Genomic DNA, 17,521 nt, shown 5'->3' with positions numbered 1-17,521 from the left:
AGTTCTTTCCTATTTAAAAAATGCTGTTCCGATTCTGACATAGGTTGAGCCGTTGGCAATCGCTTCGGGATAGTCACGGCTCATTCCCATACTCAAATCAGAAAAGGGCATGTTTTTTAACTGTTTGCTTTGTAAGTTTAATTGAAGCTGATGTGCCTCTGAAAAAATCTGATTCAGCTCTTGATGATCAGCTTCGAGTGGAGCCATGGTCATCAGGCCAACAATGCAAATATTTTCTAAGGCTGCAAGCTCTGGTAAAACACTATCTAGTTCTTCAACTAAAAAACCGTGCTTGCTTTCTTCTTTTGAAATATTGACTTGCAAGAAACAATTAATCACATGATCCGCTCGCTTGTTGATTTCTTGAGCCAATTTGACAGAGTCTAAAGCATGGAAATAATCAACATAGTTGATCACATCTTTTACTTTCCTTCTCTGCAAACTACCAATCAAATGCCAAGTAAGGTTTTCTTCCTTTAAAGCATGATATTTTTCAAGAAACTTATCTACTCGATTTTCTCCAATATGTTTGATTCCTGTATCCACGAGTTTTTTCGCTGTTTCACAGTCAACATACTTGGTAACCGCAATAATGTTTACGGAGTCCTTCAATCGATTTTCTTTTTCAACTATTTGAGCAACATTTTGAAAAATTAAATCTTTATTTACTTGAAAATCCATTTAATTAGCGATTTCTAAAGAATGGCGGTGTTTCAAGTTCGTCATCTTCTTCCTTAATATCTGTAAAGCGCTCTACACGGCTAGAAGGCACAGGTTCTGCTTGACGAACGATTGATTCACGACGTAAATCCCAATCTCCAAAGGCTGAAGCTCTAGAAGTTTCTACAGTTGAGCGATGAGAAGGAGCTGGCATTTCTCTTGTTTCTGCCATATCGAAGTTTCGATCATAATGAGCAGATGACTGTGCTGAGCGTACTTGCTCAGCTCGGCTCGCAGGTTTAACGCCTTGCAATCCACTTACCTTATCAACCCTATCCTCTTTAACACCTGTTGCAACAACAGTTACACGGATTTCATCCTTCATAGATTCATCAATCGAAGTACCAAGCCAGATGTTGACACCATGACCAGCTGCCTGATTAACGATTTCAGAAGCTTCTTCCGCTTCAATCAAGGTCATATCTAGGCCACCAGTAACGTTGACGATCACGTCTTCTGCACCGTCAATAGTTGTCTCAAGAAGTGGAGAGTAGATAGCTTTGCGAGCTGCTTCGATAACACGTTCTTCACCGCTTCCGATACCGATACCCATCAAAGCATTACCTTTGTTTTCCATAACAGTCTTCACGTCTGCAAAGTCAAGGTTGATCAAGCCAGGACTAGTAATCAAGTCAGTAATACCCTGAACCCCTTGGCGCAATACGTTATCAGCTTCACTCAAGGCTTCGAGAAGCGGAGTTTTCTTGTCAACAATTTCCAAAAGGTTGTTGTTTGAAATTATCAAAAGAGTATCTACATGTTCACGCAGTTCATTGATTCCTTCAACGGCAAAATTACCACGCTTGCTTCCTTCAAAGCCAAATGGACGTGTTACAACTGCTACAGTTAGGGCGCCTACTGATTTAGCAATGCGAGCAATAACTGGTGCAGCACCTGTACCAGAGCCACCACCCATACCAGCAGTGATAAAGACCATGTCTGCACCTTGAAGGGCTTCTGTTAAAACTTCTTCGCTTTCTTCTGCTGCTTTTCGACCAACCTCAGGTTGACCTCCAGCACCCAGACCACGAGTCAACTTAGGACCAAGCTGGATAACCGTTTCTGCTTTTGCACTGCTAAGTGCTTGCACATCTGTATTTGCTGCGATAAATTCTACACCAGCAAGACCTTCATCTATCATACGGTTAATAGCGTTTCCGCCGCCACCGCCGACACCAATTACTTTAATGACTGCGCCTTGTGCTGCAGCCGCATCAAATGAAAATGTCATAATCTATTTATTCTCCTTACTCAAACATATTACCAATTAAATTGCGCATCTTATCTGTAAGACTAGCCTTTGGTTCCTCTTGCGGTTCTTCATTTCTAAGCGGTGCAATTTCTGGTTCCACCTCTTGAACTGGTTGAACTGGTTCAACCGGCTGATGATCAAAGCGAGGTACTCTATGACTTGGACGTTCAAAGCTAGTTGCTTGATGACGCAACTGCTCGTCTCCACGAACAGCAGCTTGCGCAATTCTATCCACTTCGGTCAGATTACCAGCATACTCTGAAAGACTAATCACGTGGGCAAAAGCTGGATTACGGATACCGATTTGATTTGGTACATATAATTTAGCGTGAACACCAAATACTTCCTGAGCTAATTCTACAACGCCAGGCAAGATCGCTCCACCACCAACGATGACGATACCACCAGGAAGATCTAACACGTGTCTTCTATCTAAATCTTGCTTGATTTGTTCAAAAACATGTTTGATACGAGCAGAGATGATTTCAGCTAGATAGGTTTCTGTTATTTCAACTGGATTAACTTCCCCGATGACTTCAACTGGGAAAGATTCTGTGCCTGCAAATGGTACATAAGCTACACCATAGTTAAATTTCAAGCTTTCTGCCAATTTCTGAGAAGTTTTCAAGACTTTTGAAATGTCTTTTGTGACATAGTCGCCGCCTTCTTGATAGATATTGGTAAATTGTAATTCTTGATTTTTTACAGAGGCAACTGTAGTTTGTCCGCCACCCATATCAATGACTGTCGCACCAAACTCCCGTTCTCCTTCATTCAAGATGGATTTTGTCATCGCTAAAGGAGAAATGATAATATTCTCCAATTTCACTCCTGCACGCTCCACTGTTTTACGGAGATTATGCAGGATTGTACGAGGACCCGTGTAGAGCAGGCCACGCATTTCTAAGCGAATTCCCATCATGCCACGAGGGTCACGGATACCTTGGAAGCCATCAACAACAAACTCTTCTGGAATGAAGGTAATCACTTCACGGTCAGGAGTCATGCTCTTGGTCAAGGCAGATCTTACAACGCTCTCGACATCTTCATCGGTAATTTCTTTGGAGTCACTAGTCACAGGAATCATTCCTTGAGTTGGCTCAATTTGCAGTAGATTTGCAGGCAAGCCAACATTCACTAGTCCAATTGAAATCCCCGCTTTTTCCTCTGCTTGAGAAATTGCTGACTTAATAGCTGCTGCTGCTGCTTCAATATCGACAATAATCCCATCTTTAACGCCAGCACTCTTTGCATTGCTGACTCCAATAACATTCATTTCACCGTTGATGTGCTCTGCCACCAACACTTTAATTGTGCTACTTCCTATATCTAATCCAGTAAAAAAGCCATCTCTAGCCATTACATCAGTCCTCTCTGTCTTCCACGTTTCCATTCTAATACAAATAACTCTAGAAAATAGGGTTATCCAAACTTTATTATATCATAAAAATACGAAATTGGCGCAGTTTTTTATCTATAATAATTAGTTATTTTCAGAAATCTCTGGCTTTTCTGCCTGAGATTGAGCAGGATGCTCGGTAGATTGCTCTGCATGTTGAGTTGAAGATTCTGTATCTTGCGCATCGTTACTAGCTTCATGGATAACTTCATTTTCTGTGCCTTGCGCATAGCTAAAAATACCAGCCTCCATATCGATCACGCTTGGCACTTCCAACTGAGGATGAATTCCTTCATAGTAGGGAAGTTTCTTAGCAATATGAGAAATTGGAACTAAAATTTGGTGTTCATCAGACATGGTGATGGTCACTAAATCTTCTGTCACCTTGCTAGGAGTTAAATCAACCCTTCTCATACTTTTTTTGATCGAATCAGGAACATTCTTCAGTTGTTGAACGAATTCCTTGATCAAGCCTGCATCCGAAAAGGTCACATCCATCCGCTCTTCGGGCAAGGCATCAGCCGCAACCTCATTTTTTACGTATTCTCCACTCGTTAAAATAGGATAATACTTAGAATCTTTCTGCAAATAACCTAAAATGCCATATTCCTGAACATCGATTTTGAAAGTCAGCGGAAATTGATAGGTCATCTCTACATTTTCAATCCAAGGGCTGGAAGCTTTCAGATTTTTCTCGTAATGATGGCGATTTTTGTAAACAGTGACAGTGTAATCGCGCTGATCGATTTTGCTACTGCTTCTTAGCTCCTCCTGACTCACTACCTTGTTTCCTGTAAATTCAATGGTCTTCATAGTTGCCAGCGGTGTGAGAAAATAAAGGGAAGCTAAAAAAACCAGGGAGCTTGTCACTAAAACTGGCAAAGCTCGATACCAGTGGATTTTCTCAATTGGAACTTTTGGTAGCTCAAGCTGCTCTACTTCTTCTTCATCTTGCTCTTGGTCCTGAGCTTCAGCTTCATCTTGCTCCTCAACTTCAGACTCACTTTCAGAATCTTGAACTGCAGTTTCTTCTTCACTTGTAGGAGAGTCTGTGTCAATTTCTTCGGAGACTATATCTTTTTCATTAGAAGGCTTCTGATTTTCCAGTTCCGCCTTCATTTCTTCTTTTTTCTGCTCTAGTTCAGCTCTTTTTTTCTCTAACTCAGCTTGCTTTTTTGCCTTTTCTTGAGCTTTTTTCTCAAGATACTCTTTGTTTCTGACTTGCCATTCAGAAAGAGAAAGTTGAGCCGTTTCTTGCTTGTCTTCCTTGCTTTTTTTCATTTTTTCCCTTTGTTAATATCTTGCTTCAAAATTTCATAAAAATCATCTACAGATTTTAATTCCGGCGCTTTTTCCATTCGTTGATAATAAGCATCCTTTTCTCTTAGTAAATCATCCACTGCTACTTGGAGATTGACCCGATTCAAGTTTTCTTCATTGATTTTAAGCGCATAGCCTTTTTCCAAGAAGTAGTTGGCATTTTCAATCTGATCTCCTCGACTTGCCCCAAGCCCCAAAGGTACAATCACTTGCAACTTCTTCATAGCAAGTAATTCAAAGATAGTATTGGAACCACCTCGTGTCACGACGACATCTGCCATAGCCATTAGTGGCTGGTATAGATCTGTCACATAGGATACCCGGTAGATGCGGTGGGAAAGTTCATCCAAGCTAGCATCGCCCGTCAGATTGATAATATTGTATTTTTCAATCAAGCGATCCTTATTTTTGGTAATAAAATCATTGAAGACTTTCGCTCCTCCTGAGCCACCAACAAAGAGCAAGGTAGGTTTTCCTTCTGTGAAATGAGCCTTAATTTTCTCAATCTCAGCCGGTTCCGTTTGAGGGAGGGCCGCAATCTTGGTCACCGCTCCAACATGTTCAGCCTTGCTCAAGCCTTCAGCTTGCTCAAAAGTCGTGAACATCTTTGTCGCGCATTTATAACCGATTTTATTGGCCAAACCAAGCGACAAGTCAGACTCATGAATAAAAACTGGAACGCCTGTCACCTTCGCCGCAATCACTGGCGGAACAGACACAAAGCCTCCTTTTGAAAACAGGGCTTTTGGACGGACTTTTAACATAATACCCAGCGACTGGAAAATGCCGCCTGCCACTTTAAAAACATCCCAAAGATTCTGCCAAGAAAAATAGCGACGGAGCTTGCCAGTTGCAATCGAATGGAAAACAACAGGTAGACCTGATTTCTGAATTTCCTTGTACTCAATCCCATGGCGGTCACCGATATAATGGACTTCCCAGCCCTCTTCGATAAATTTAGGCATCAGCAAAAGATTGAGGGTCACATGGCCAACTGTCCCTCCGCCTGTAAATACTATTTTTTTCATTTTATTCCTTTAATTCTTTAAACACGGCAAGGAATTCATCGCCCCGCACTTCAAAATTCTTATACATATCCCAGCTGGCATTGGCTGGACTGAGAAGAACAACATCCCCAGGCTCCGCCACAGAAAAGGCTTTGCGAGTAGCATCTCTGACATCTGAAGCGTCCAGATAGCTCACTTCTGCCTGATCCGCAGCCCGCTTAACACGCGCAGCCGATTCTCCCAAAATCACCATCTTTTTCAGGCCCTTGATATCTGGCACCAATTCATCAAATTCATTACCACGATCCAGACCACCAGCAATCAGAATGACCTTGCTATTGTCAAAGCCTGACAAAGCTTTTTGTGTCGCTAAAATATTAGTTGATTTACTGTCATTGTAAAATTTGACTTGATTGATTTCGCCCACATACTGGAGACGATGCTTGACACCACCAAAATGAGCCATAGTTTCTCTAATAACTTGATTGTCAATCCCACGAAGTTTGGCTACTGCAATGGTTGCTAGAGCGTTTTCTACATTATGGCTACCAGGAACGCCTAGTTCAGAAGCTTTCATAATGACTTCCCCACGGAAAGTCAGCACATCGCCGTCCAAGTAAGCTCCATCGACCTTTTCTTTAGTTGAAAAAGGAAGCACTTTGGCAGCCGTCTTCTTAGCCAATTCTTTCGCCAAATCTTGATTGAAATTCAACACAACATAGTCAGAAGCTGTCATATTTTTTTGGATATTCCACTTGGCTGCCACATATTCCTCAAAAGAGCCGTGATAGTCCAGATGTGTCGGCATCAGATTTGTAATCACTGCTATTTCTGGATGGAAGGCTTCGATTCCCATTAGTTGGAAGGAAGAAAGTTCCATAACCAATGTGTCTGTTTCACTCGCATCTTGGGCAACTTGACTAGCTGGAAATCCGATATTTCCAGACAAAAGACCATTTTGACCACCTGCTGTTAGCACTTCCGCAATCATGGTCGTGGTCGTGGTTTTTCCATTTGAGCCGGTAATGCCGATAATCGGCGCATCTGAAATCAGATAAGCCAGCTCCACTTCGGTAATGACAGGAATCTGCTTTTCCAAAGCCCTCATGACCATAGGATTGTTATAAGGAATGCCTGGATTTTTCACCATCCATTCAAAATCTTCATCCAATAACTCCAATGGATGACCACCTGTCACGACCTTAATTCCTTCTTCTAGCAAAGATTGGGCTGCTGGATTTTCCTCGAAAGGCTTGCCGTCATTGACCGTCACAATCGCTCCAAGCTTATCCAAAAGGCGGGCAGCTGACTCCCCAGATTTAGCTAAACCCAACACCAAAACTTTCTTATTGGCAAATTTTGAAATAGTCTTCATCATGTACCTCTTCATTCATACTACCTTCTATTTTACCTTTTTTGCGAAAATAAAAAAGTCATATCAGGCTTTTATTTTAACTGTTATCAGCTTTTAATAAATAAGAAGAAATGTTATTCTCTTTGAAATCTTCGAAAAACATTTTTATACAAGTGAAAACTATCCAAAACATTTAATTGCCAGCGCCTTATCAAACCTGACCTACTCACTGATGGTCAACAGCATTTAAAAAAATTAGGCCTTCTCTAAATGAAAAACATCGGTATCTGTATTATCTTTCTACTCAATCAGAACCACCATCAAAGAATCTCGCTTTAGATAAACAAAAGGAATTAGGATTTCAAAAGTCTACACGACCTTTGAAATCCTAATTCCTTCCTTATAGTTTATGAGTTTAAAGTTCTTTTGATTTCTGAGATGGTACTAGACGCTCGATGTCCATCAAGGCCCACACTGTAATAATAATCAAAAAGATACTCACAAATAATTCTCCAGGCAATTTAAAAATTTGAAAAATTGCCAAAGCAAGCAAAATGATCAAGGCAACCAGCAAAAGTACAAATGTCAAGACATTCAGTGTTCCCTTAATACTAGTTGGAATGGCAAATACATAGAAAAGCAGGATTAATATTCCAATAATCAGGTAAATCATGCTGCTCCTTTCTACCACCAGTCAACTCAATGATTTATTCTGCTGCTTGTTTTTTCTTATTTTTATTGGCTTTCTCGCGCTCTTGCTTGTTCAAGATTTGTTTACGCAAACGGATAGACTCAGGAGTTACTTCCATGTACTCGTCGTCGTTCAAGAACTCAAGAGACTCTTCAAGTGTCAAGATACGAGGTGTCTTGATAACAGCTGTTTGGTCCTTGGTCGCTGAACGAACGTTGGTCATTTGTTTCGCCTTAGTGATGTTAACTGTCAAGTCGTTTTCACGAGAGTTTTCACCGATGATCATTCCTTCGTAAACCTCAGTACCTGGGTTGACAAAGATGGTACCACGTTCTTCGATAGACATGATTGAATAAGTTGTAGCCTTACCAGCATCGATAGAAACGAGGGCACCACGGTGACGGCCACCGATTTCACCTGGAATCAATGGCAAGTATTGGTCGAAGGTATGGTTCATGATACCGTAACCACGAGTCATTGACAAGAACTCAGTTGAGTATCCAATCAGACCACGCGCTGGAACAAGGAAGACCAAACGAGTTTGACCATTACCAGTTGAAATCATATCCAACATTTCACCCTTACGTTCAGAAAGGCTTTGGATTACAGAACCTTGGTATTCTTCTGGAGTATCGATTTGAACACGTTCAAATGGCTCGCATTTAACGCCATCGATTTCTTTTACGATAACTTCTGGACGAGATACTTGAAGTTCATATCCCTCACGACGCATGGTTTCGATCAGGATTGACAAATGCAATTCTCCACGACCTGAAACTGTCCACTTATCTGGTGAATCTGTTGGATCAACACGAAGGGATACGTCTGTCTGCAATTCTGCTTGCAAGCGTTCTTCAACCTTACGAGAAGTTACCCATTTTCCTTCACGACCAGCAAATGGTGAGTTATTAACCAAGAAGGTCATCTGCAGAGTAGGCTCATCGATGTGTAGGATTGGAAGAGCTTCAACAGCGTCTGTCGGAGTGATAGTTTCACCGACAAAGATGTCTTCCATACCTGATACGGCAATCAAGTCACCCGCTTTTGCTTCTTGGATTTCACGACGTTCCAAACCAAAGAAACCGAAGAGTTTTGTAACACGGAAGTTCTTCGTTGTGCCGTCTAGTTTAGAAAGGGTAACTTGGTCCCCAACTTTCACACTACCACGGAAGACACGACCGATACCGATACGTCCAACGAAGTCATTGTAGTCCAAAAGTGACACTTGGAACTGCAAAGGCTCATCTGAGTTATCTACTGGAGCTGGGATATGGTCGATAATGGTATCAAAGATTGGTGCCATTGTTTTTTCTTGATCAGCAGGATCGTCAGAAAGTGAAGAAGTTCCATTGATAGCTGAAGCATACACCACTGGGAAGTCAAGCTGGTCATCATCTGCACCAAGCTCAATAAAGAGCTCCAATACTTCGTCCACTACTTCTGCTGGACGAGCTGATGGTTTATCAATTTTGTTGACAACAACAATTGGGACAAGATCTTGTTCTAAGGCCTTTTTCAATACGAAACGAGTTTGTGGCATGGTTCCTTCGTAGGCATCTACAACCAAAACAACACCGTCAACCATTTTCATAATACGCTCAACTTCTCCACCGAAGTCCGCGTGTCCTGGCGTATCCATGATGTTGATACGAGTTCCGTTGTAGGCAACGGCTGTATTTTTAGCAAGGATGGTAATTCCACGCTCTTTTTCGATATCGTTTGAGTCCATAGCGCGCTCTGCCAATTCAGTACGTGCATCAAGAGTTTCAGATTGTTTCAATAATTCGTCAACGAGGGTTGTTTTCCCATGGTCAACGTGGGCGATAATCGCAATGTTACGGATATCTTCTCTTAATTTTGTCATGATTTCCTCTAAATCTTATTATTTATTTCCAACTAAAAATTATAACATAGTTTTTTCCAAAAAACACGGGCCAACCAAGTGTAAATGTTTTCATAGGTAAATCGTAAACTGTAGTCATTTTTGCAATTTTACTTCCGAAAGTGTATGATAAAAAGAAAAAAGAATCGATCCAAACCGTTGAAAGGAAAACTCATGCGCCTTGATAAATTCTTAGCCCTAGCTAAGATTAGCCGGAAAGAGATGAAACAAAAACTGCGACTAAGGCAGATTGTAATTGACGGTCAAGCAGCTCGCTCCCTCAGTCAAAATGTCGATAGTGGCCTCCAATCCATTAGCCTGGCTGGTAAAACTTTAAACCACCTAGCCCATCGTTATTTTCTGATGAACAAGCCCGCTGGTGCTGTCACTGCCAATTCTGACGCAGACAAGCTGACTGTCCTAGAGCTAATTGCCCCAGAAGATTTTAATGACCAACTTTACGCCATCGGCCGTTTGGATCGCGACACACGTGGCCTTCTCCTTATTACAGATAATGGACCACTGGGATTTCAACTCCTCCATCCACAATACCATATTGCAAAGACCTACTATGTCGAAGTCAACGGTCCTCTTGACCAAGAAGCCACAATCGCTTTTCAGCAAGGAATTGTTTTTCTGGATGGCACTCGTTGCAAGCCTGCCCAACTTCAGATTCACACGACTAGCCCCGAGCACTCCACCGCCTCAGTTACCATTTCTGAAGGGAAATTTCATCAGGTCAAGAAAATGTTTCTAGCAGTTGGTGTCAAAGTCACCTATCTCAAACGCACTCATTTCGGTGATTTTCAGCTGGATCCCAATCTAACAGAAGGCAGTTATCGACCGCTGAATCCTTCCGAACTCGAGATTATCAAAGGCTATTTGGAACAAACCTGGTAAAACAAAAAGGCTTATTCAAGCCTTTTTATTATTTATTACATAAATCCATTCATAGTCAGAAGAAATCCTGCAATCCAGTTGATGACAGAAATGACAATACCGACGATAATAAGAATTCTTTCTGTTTTATAATCTAATTGAGTTTCTTTTTAATGAGAATTGCCCAAAATCAGACCGATAATATCTAAAACAAGGCCAATTAAATTATAAAAAGAATCAACTTGTCTTAACCTTACCACTCCAAGAATCGAGGCCGTAAGACAGGATATAAATATCATTAAAACCTTGCTTTTTCAAGTAGATTGCCGCATTGGTCACACGTTGCCCACGGCTATTTTCATAAAGAAGAACTGGTTTGTCTTTGCGAAGTGCATTGATACTAGACTTGAGCTGTTGAGACGGAATATTGCGCGCCCCCAAGATATGCTTGCGATGGAAATCCGATGGATCACGCAGGTCAATCAATTGCCCTTGACGAATCAAAGCTTCAAACTCACTATTATCTACCACCTTAGCTGCACGACGAATACGGAAATAATTGAAGCCCATCCAAGCCAACATTCCCAGCAAGATTGCCCATAAAATCCAAATTCCCATTCTAGTTTCTCCCTTTATCTTCTAAATACTTTAACTCTACTTGATGTTCTCTGCGAAGAACCGCCTCAGCCTCCAGATAATCAAGCTTATCCATCAGGCCAGCATCGTAAATCCGCTCCAGCTCAATTTTCATCATCTCAATATCATAAAGACGCTTGCCCATATAGATAATGATCCCGAAATTTTTAAGAAATTGCTGCACATCATAGAGTGTTTTCATGAGCTATATTTTATCAGATTTTAGCAAAGTTTTCAAGATGACAAAACAGAAAAGACAGCCACAGAGGCTGCCTTTTCAGGAGATTATTATGAAAAAGAAAAGTTTAGGAGTTCTATCAAACAAAGTTAGGAGGTCTTCATTTGATAGTCTTAGTATAAAGGAAGAAGCTTAAACAATCCTTAAGAAAAAACAGAGAGTGGGACAGAAATCGGTAATTCGTTAGAATTCGATTTCGTCGTCCCACCTCCGCACAGTTGAGTAGGGCTGTAAAAGTTGATGAAATCAGCGTAGTAGAGCCCACTCAGCCACTGCGTCTTGCTCGACAATCCAAAGACAATTTAGAGGCTAGGACTTTTGTCCCAGCCTCTTTAAACATCATTTTACAAACCTGGTGCTTGGCCAAGCTCAGCTGTCAACATCCAGATCGTCTTTTCAAGGTCTGCCTTAGCTCCAACGAAGATATCGTTGGTCACATCGTCGCCTTCTTCATCCGTCACATCCAGAGCTTCTTGGTAAAGATCTGTCAGATAACGGAAAATTTCAATCACGCGCTCCAAGCTTTCTTCAACATTCTTGCTGAATTCGCCAGCTTTTTCTTCAATCTTGCTGTGTTGGATAAACTCTGTCAGAGTTGAATAAGGCTTGCCACCTAGAGTAATCAAGCGTTCGCTGACTTCATCCAAGGTTTCATCAATTGTATCCATGTATTCGTCCATTTTTGGATGCCATACCATGAAGCCTGCACCACGCATATACCAGTGAACTTGGTGAAGAGCGATACGAGCTGTATAAAGATCTGAAACTACTTGGTTAAGAACTACTTTTGTTTTTGGTAAAGAATTTTGGTTAGTGAAAGTTGCTACATCTGCTGCAGCGCCATGTTTTACTTGAGTCATAATGATACCTCTCTTTTTATTTGTAATCATTCTAATCTTTATTGATTATGTTTTAATTATAATGCTTCTAATTAAGAAAGTCAAGTATTAAAACTCAAAATTTTACTTTATTAGAAAAGTTGTAAAATTTCAAAATTTTTCTACTTAAAATCACGAATAAACAAGTATGATTCATCTATACTTTTTTCTAGTCGGAACGGTTCTGGCCTCCTTTCTAGGCTTAGTTATTGACCGCTTCCCAGAACAATCCATCATCTCACCAAGCAGCCACTGTGACAACTGCAAGCAGATACTCAAAGCACGGGATTTGGTCCCAATCCTGTCTCAGTTGCTTAATGGCTTCCGCTGCCGTTTCTGCAAGATCCAGCTGCCTGTCTGGTATGCTGCTTTTGAGTTAGTGCTGGGTTTACTTTTTCTAAGCTGGAGCTTAGGCTATCTTTCACTAGCCCAGCTCTTACTGCTAACGATGGGCTTGACCCTAGCTATCTACGATCAGCGTGAGCAAGAATACCCTCTTCTAATCTGGCTGATTTTTCAGTTCTTGCTGATGGCGACATCGGGTATCAATCTTCTCATGCTTTTCTTTTTGTTCCTAGGACTTCTAGCCTTCTTTTATGATCTTCGCATCGGTGCCGGCGACTTTCTCTTTCTTGCTTCCTGCTCAGCCATTTTCAGCCTGACAGAAATTCTCATTCTCATCCAAATTGCTTGCTTCTCTGGCCTCGCCTGTTTCTGCTTTAAAAAGAAAAAAGACAGGCTGGCTTTTGTACCCTGTCTTTTGTTTGGCGCGGCGGTCGTTATTTGCTATAAACTATGGCTATTTTACTAAATCAATAAAATTCTTGATGGACGACAAGCCGTCCGGCGTGCCAATACTTTCTGGATGATACTGAAATCCATAAATGGGTAGGCGCTTGTGCTGAATGGCCATGATCGAGTTATCATCAGCTGCCCGAGCCGTCACTTCAAAGTCCTCTGGCATCTCCTCAATCAAAATCGAATGATAACGCATGACTGGCTGCCCATCCTCTATCCCTTGATAAATAGGAGATTTTCCCTCAAAGCGCAGAATACTTTGCTTGCCGTGCATGACTTTGGGAGCCAAGCCTAGCTTTCCGCCAAATACTTCTGCAATAGCTTGGTGCCCCAGACAAATACCTAAAATCGGTTTATTGCCAGCAAAATCACGGATCACTTCTTCCATCCGCCCTGCATCTGCAGGCCAGCCTGGACCTGGAGACAGAACCAAAGCATCAGCTTCTTCTGCTGCTTGATAGAGGCCAGCATCATCATTTCGCAAAACCTTAACTTCTGCGAAATGGCTGATATACTGAGCTAAATTGTAGGTAAAAGAATCATAATTATCAATTAGTAATATCACTGCATATCTCCTATATTGACCATAGAGTTGGTCTGCCCAGCACCACAGACTCTCTTAGGGGAGAGATTGTATTATTCTGCTACTGGGTATTTTATTTTCGTTTTTCTAGATAGTCGGCAATGGCTGCCACATCCTTGTCTCCACGACCAGATACATTGATAATGATGATTTGGTCAGACGACAATTGCGGAGCTCGCTTAATCGCTTCAGCAATGGCATGAGAGCTTTCGATTGCCGGCAAAATGCCTTCCTTTTGTGTCAAGAGAAGCAAGGCATCCACAGCTTCATCATCTGTCGCGGCCACGTATTCTACTCGTCCGGAATCTTTAAAGAAAGCATGTTCGGGACCAACTCCAGGATAGTCCAAGCCTGCTGAAATGGAGTAAACTGGTGCGACCTGACCATCTTCAGCAAAGACAGCGTAAGTCTTCATACCGTCCACTACTCCGACGCTTCCCTTGGTCATGGTCGCCGCATGCTGGTCTGTATTAAGGCCCCGCCCAGCCGCTTCAACACCAACCAGCTTGACTTCTTCATCCGCCACATACTGAGAGAAAGCGCCGATAGCATTGCATCCGCCACCTACACAGGCAATGACATAGTCTGGCAAGCGGCCTTCCTTGTCCAAAATCTGCCGGCGAGATTCTTCACTGATCACCTTTTGGAACTCATGGACAATCGTCGGATAGGGGTGAGGTCCGACAGCCGACCCCAAGACATAGAAGGCTTCCAAATCATTCATCCAAGCCCCAAAGGCTGCATCCACTGCATCCTTGAGGGTTTTGGTCCCTGTTTCCACAGCGTGAACAGTCGCTCCCATCATTTCCATGCGGAAGACATTGAGGCGTTGACGTTCTACATCTTCTGCTCCCATGTAGACATCGCACTTCATACCAAACTTAGCTGCGGCTGCCGCAGTTGCCACACCATGCTGGCCAGCTCCAGTTTCAGCGATGACTCGGGTCTTGCCCATCCGCTTAGCTAGAAGAATCTGCCCCAAAACATTATTAAGCTTATGGGAGCCCAGATGATTGAGGTCTTCCCGCTTCAGATAAATCTTAGCTCCGCCCAGATGCTGAGTCAGACTTTCTGCGTAATAGAGCGGAGTCTCCCGGCCTGAATAATCCGCCAAATAATGTCGGTATTCATTTAAAAATTCTGGGTCATCCTTATACTTCTCAAAAGTCGCTTCTAATTCATCCAGCAAGGCCTGGATAGGCTCCGGTACAAAGGAGCCGCCGAATTGTCCAAAATATCCTTTAGTTTCTGTCATCTTGATTTCCTCTTTTCTTTATTTTCAAGCAAAACAAAAGCCCACACACAGAAAAAATCTGTGTGAGGGCGTAAAATCGCGGTGCCACCTCAATTATGGAGCAAAGTATAGACTACCTCCATATCTCTGTCTTGTCTAACAACAAGCTGCACTGTAAGGTGTGCTAACCGAATTTTTATTGTTTCAAATTCATTTTTTTACATCAGCCCACTTCATAACCTTCCACTACCTGTTTCCACCAACCACAGGCTCCCTGAAAGTAGAAAAAATTATTACTTTTCTGATGATTTATTTCATTATAGGCCTTTCCCTTTTTCTTGTCAAGAAAAAATTTAATTTTTTCTCCTAAATCCGAACCTTTCTCTCGCTAATCTCTTTTGAAAGCGCCGCCTTGACGATTTTTCCAGATTTTCTGACCAAGCTGAAAAGCCCGCCAAGCCAGATAACCACCCAAAGTATTGGTCCAGAGATCATCAATCTCAAAGACTCGATTGGCGTTGATAAGAAGGTCCAGCAGAATCTGAGTCACTTCGATAGACAGACTCATCCCAAAGCTCAGCCAGACAACCTTTTTTGTCTTCCGCAATTTCGGAAAGAGCCAAAGCAATTGGAAGATTAAGGGCGACAGCAAGAAGATATTGGCTAGATTTTGGATAAAGACCTTGACCAGCTGGATCCAAGAAGTAATCTCTCCAATATTAACAAAGGAATTAAACGGGACTAGCAAAACTACTATTCGGCCAAAATACTGGACTCCCGGCGTCTCCATTCCTGGCTCTGGAACCTGAGGGATAAAGCACAGAATGCAGAGCATCAAGAAATAGAGCCAGCTTCCTCCTACCAGCAATTTCCGCCCTTTGGCTGTTAGCTCACCGTCTGAAGTCAGATAGTTCTTAAGGCTGAACATTTTCTACCAATGCTTTCTCGCGATCACGCTTCATAGTATTGGAACGCAGCTGGCCGCAGGCTGCATCAATATCTGTACCGTGCTCCTGACGCACCACACAGTTGACGCCGTTTTTCTTGAGGGTGTCATAGAAGGCCATCACACGCTCTTTGGGACTGCGGCTGTATTGATCGTGCTCGCTAACGGGGTTGTAAGGAATGAGATTGACATAAGACAGTTTCTTAATGTTCTTGAGCAGCTCAGCCAATTCCTTGGCCTGCTCTACCCCGTCATTGACTTCATTGAGCATAATATATTCAAAGGTCACCCGGCGGTTGGTCGTCTCGATATAGTATTCGATAGCTGCAAAAAGCTTTTCGATAGGGAAGGACCGGTTAATCCGCATGATGCTGGTCCGCAAATCATTATTCGGGGCATGGAGGGATACAGCTAGATTGACCTGCACGCCTTCATTGGCAAAGTCACGAATCTTATGCGCCAGCCCTGAGGTCGAAACTGTGATATGGCGGGCACCGATAGCCAAACCTTTGTCATCATTGACCGTCCGGACAAACTTGAGCACGTTGTCATAGTTGTCAAAAGGCTCGCCGATTCCCATAACCACGATATGGCTGACCCGCTCATCCTGACCACGCTCGTCAAAATACTTCTGAACCAGCATAATCTGAGCTACAATCTCACCGTTATTGAGGTCGCGTTGCTTTTTAATCAAGCCGGAAGCACAGAAGGTACAGCCGATATTGCAGCCAACTTGGGTGGTCACACAGACAGAAAGTCCATAGTGCTGGCGCATGAGTACGGTCTCAATCAGCATACCATCTGATAGCTCAAAGAGGTACTTGACCGTACCGTCAGCCGACTCTTGGACAATGCGCTGTTTAAGCGGATTGACGACAAACTGATCATTTAACTTGGCAATCAAGTCCTTGGACAGATTAGTCATCTCTTCAAAAGACTGAACCCGTTTACGATAGAGCCACTCCCAAATCTGGGCAGCACGGAATTTCTTTTCTCCCTGAGCTTCCGCCCATTCAATCATTTCTTCTCGCGTTAAGCTATAAATCGATGGTTTCATGTTTCTCCTTTATTTCTGACGAATGACAAAATGGCGCTGTGATTGGCTAGATGCCGCTTGCTTTGCCTGCTTGCCTTGTTTCTGTTGTTTGTTTTTGCTTGCCTTTGGACGATGTTTTTGCTGATCGTCTTTCGTTTTTTTAGAGCCACGTTCCCTAGAAATTTCTGGATGTTTTTTGCCATCCGATTTTCTCTTATGATGGGATTTTTTGTCAAAGGCGGCCCGTCTTGGCTGAGCATTTTCCAAAACAAAATAGGCGCAGCCATAATTACAATATTCTAGCAGATAGTCTTGCAAACGGCTGATTTTCTCTGCATTTTCCTTGGCTTTCTCATCCCGATAAAAACCGCGCAATCGCAACTGTTCATTGCCCCAATCGCCGACAATATAGTCGAACTTGTTCAGAATTTCTGAAAAGCGTTGGTGAAAGGCCGTCAAGTCAAAGGCCTCTTTATAATTCTCAACCAATTCAAACTCAAATTTTTCTGCAATTATCTTGCTGCCCATTTGCTTAAATTCTGGGCCAGGGAATTTATTGTAATTATATAACTCGGGTGAAATCTCTTTACGCATACCTATCCTTTGTCACTCATCTATCTTACTTCATATTATTTTATCACAAAACAAGGGGAATTTATATTTTTTCA

18 protein-coding genes, 1 pseudogene and 1 other annotated feature are annotated in these 17,521 nt (G+C 42.4%); of the genes and pseudogenes, 2 read left to right on the top strand and 17 right to left on the bottom strand.

Annotation, left to right across the window (positions count from 1 at the left end):
- Positions 1–9 precede the first annotated feature (9 nt).
- The 8 genes from HMPREF9960_RS07950 to typA all read right to left on the bottom strand — a co-directional run bounded on the left by HMPREF9960_RS07950 (position 10) and on the right by typA (position 9,607).
- Positions 10–681, bottom strand: coding sequence for a YggS family pyridoxal phosphate-dependent enzyme (locus HMPREF9960_RS07950; RefSeq protein ID WP_005590802.1), 672 nt, complete (start codon positions 679–681; stop codon positions 10–12).
- A 4-nt stretch (positions 682–685) separates the two neighbouring features.
- The gene (gene ftsZ, locus HMPREF9960_RS07945; RefSeq protein ID WP_005590803.1) at positions 686–1,951 is read right to left on the bottom strand and encodes a cell division protein FtsZ; all 1,266 of its coding nucleotides are present in this window, start codon (positions 1,949–1,951) and stop codon (positions 686–688) included.
- A 16-nt stretch (positions 1,952–1,967) separates the two neighbouring features.
- Positions 1,968–3,332, bottom strand: a complete 1,365-nt coding sequence (gene ftsA / locus HMPREF9960_RS07940) for a cell division protein FtsA (RefSeq protein ID WP_005592428.1) — start codon at positions 3,330–3,332, stop codon at positions 1,968–1,970.
- 123 nt (positions 3,333–3,455) lie between these two features.
- Entirely contained in the window at positions 3,456–4,652 is a 1,197-nt protein-coding gene (locus HMPREF9960_RS07935) for a cell division protein FtsQ/DivIB (RefSeq protein WP_005590805.1), read from the bottom strand.
- Entirely contained in the window at positions 4,649–5,719 is a 1,071-nt protein-coding gene (locus tag HMPREF9960_RS07930) for a UDP-N-acetylglucosamine--N-acetylmuramyl-(pentapeptide) pyrophosphoryl-undecaprenol N-acetylglucosamine transferase (RefSeq protein ID WP_005590806.1), read from the bottom strand. The genes HMPREF9960_RS07935 and HMPREF9960_RS07930 overlap by 4 nt, the downstream gene beginning before the upstream one ends.
- A 1-nt stretch (position 5,720) precedes the next feature.
- Positions 5,721–7,073, bottom strand: a complete 1,353-nt coding sequence (murD, locus tag HMPREF9960_RS07925; protein WP_005592370.1) for a UDP-N-acetylmuramoyl-L-alanine--D-glutamate ligase — start codon at positions 7,071–7,073, stop codon at positions 5,721–5,723.
- 394 nt (positions 7,074–7,467) lie between these two features.
- A complete protein-coding gene (locus tag HMPREF9960_RS07920; RefSeq protein WP_005590808.1) occupies positions 7,468–7,725 on the bottom strand; it encodes a DUF3165 family protein in 258 nt (85 codons plus the stop codon).
- Positions 7,726–7,759: 34 nt separating this feature from the next.
- Positions 7,760–9,607: a translational GTPase TypA gene (typA, locus tag HMPREF9960_RS07915; RefSeq protein ID WP_005590809.1), complete on the bottom strand. Its 1,848-nt coding sequence runs from the start codon at positions 9,605–9,607 to the stop codon at positions 7,760–7,762.
- A gap of 192 nt (positions 9,608–9,799) precedes the next feature.
- On the opposite strand from typA, the gene HMPREF9960_RS07910 reads away from it, so the two are divergent.
- A complete protein-coding gene (locus HMPREF9960_RS07910) occupies positions 9,800–10,525 on the top strand; it encodes a 16S rRNA pseudouridine(516) synthase (RefSeq protein WP_005592400.1) in 726 nt (241 codons plus the stop codon).
- Between the two features lie 35 nt (positions 10,526–10,560).
- Here HMPREF9960_RS07910 and HMPREF9960_RS10865 read toward each other — a convergent pair.
- The 4 genes and pseudogenes from HMPREF9960_RS10865 to HMPREF9960_RS07895 all read right to left on the bottom strand — a co-directional run bounded on the left by HMPREF9960_RS10865 (position 10,561) and on the right by HMPREF9960_RS07895 (position 12,238).
- Positions 10,561–10,803: pseudogene (locus HMPREF9960_RS10865) on the bottom strand (DUF4190 domain-containing protein).
- Complete coding sequence (locus tag HMPREF9960_RS07905) at positions 10,742–11,122, bottom strand: rhodanese-like domain-containing protein (protein WP_005590811.1); 381 nt, start codon at positions 11,120–11,122, stop codon at positions 10,742–10,744. The pseudogene HMPREF9960_RS10865 and the gene HMPREF9960_RS07905 overlap by 62 nt, the downstream one beginning before the upstream one ends.
- A 1-nt stretch (position 11,123) precedes the next feature.
- Positions 11,124–11,342 carry a YqgQ family protein gene (locus HMPREF9960_RS07900; RefSeq protein ID WP_005590812.1) on the bottom strand — a complete coding sequence of 73 codons (219 nt, stop codon included), beginning with the start codon at positions 11,340–11,342 and terminating at the stop codon, positions 11,124–11,126.
- Between the two features lie 380 nt (positions 11,343–11,722).
- Positions 11,723–12,238 (bottom strand): Dps family protein, encoded by a 516-nt coding sequence (locus HMPREF9960_RS07895; protein ID WP_005592380.1) that lies wholly within the window; start codon positions 12,236–12,238, stop codon positions 11,723–11,725.
- 166 nt (positions 12,239–12,404) lie between these two features.
- Between HMPREF9960_RS07895 and HMPREF9960_RS07890 the strand changes: the two genes are divergently transcribed.
- Positions 12,405–13,067: a prepilin peptidase gene (locus HMPREF9960_RS07890; protein ID WP_005592419.1), complete on the top strand. Its 663-nt coding sequence runs from the start codon at positions 12,405–12,407 to the stop codon at positions 13,065–13,067.
- Here the strand turns inward: HMPREF9960_RS07890 and HMPREF9960_RS07885 are convergent.
- The 5 genes from HMPREF9960_RS07885 to HMPREF9960_RS07865 all read right to left on the bottom strand — a co-directional run bounded on the left by HMPREF9960_RS07885 (position 13,056) and on the right by HMPREF9960_RS07865 (position 17,447).
- Positions 13,056–13,619 carry an aminodeoxychorismate/anthranilate synthase component II gene (locus HMPREF9960_RS07885; protein WP_005590815.1) on the bottom strand — a complete coding sequence of 188 codons (564 nt, stop codon included), beginning with the start codon at positions 13,617–13,619 and terminating at the stop codon, positions 13,056–13,058. The two genes, HMPREF9960_RS07890 and HMPREF9960_RS07885, sit on opposite strands and share 12 nt — an antisense overlap.
- 91 nt (positions 13,620–13,710) lie before the next feature.
- Positions 13,711–14,892, bottom strand: coding sequence for a tryptophan synthase subunit beta (trpB, locus tag HMPREF9960_RS07880; protein WP_005590816.1), 1,182 nt, complete (start codon positions 14,890–14,892; stop codon positions 13,711–13,713).
- Positions 14,893–14,953: 61 nt separating this feature from the next.
- Positions 14,954–15,184: a binding site (T-box leader), on the bottom strand.
- 75 nt (positions 15,185–15,259) lie between these two features.
- Complete coding sequence (locus HMPREF9960_RS07875) at positions 15,260–15,799, bottom strand: VanZ family protein (protein WP_005590817.1); 540 nt, start codon at positions 15,797–15,799, stop codon at positions 15,260–15,262.
- A complete protein-coding gene (rlmN, locus tag HMPREF9960_RS07870; protein ID WP_005590818.1) occupies positions 15,786–16,874 on the bottom strand; it encodes a dual-specificity RNA methyltransferase RlmN in 1,089 nt (362 codons plus the stop codon). The genes HMPREF9960_RS07875 and rlmN overlap by 14 nt, the downstream gene beginning before the upstream one ends.
- A gap of 9 nt (positions 16,875–16,883) precedes the next feature.
- Positions 16,884–17,447: a YutD family protein gene (locus HMPREF9960_RS07865; protein ID WP_005590819.1), complete on the bottom strand. Its 564-nt coding sequence runs from the start codon at positions 17,445–17,447 to the stop codon at positions 16,884–16,886.
- Positions 17,448–17,521: the final 74 nt, after the last annotated feature.

It is taken from the genome of Streptococcus cristatus ATCC 51100 (assembly GCF_000222765.1).
Classification (GTDB): Bacteria; Bacillota; Bacilli; order Lactobacillales; family Streptococcaceae; genus Streptococcus; species Streptococcus cristatus.
Note: the sequence above shows the minus strand (reverse complement) of the source record. Positions and strands in the feature narration are given on the sequence as shown.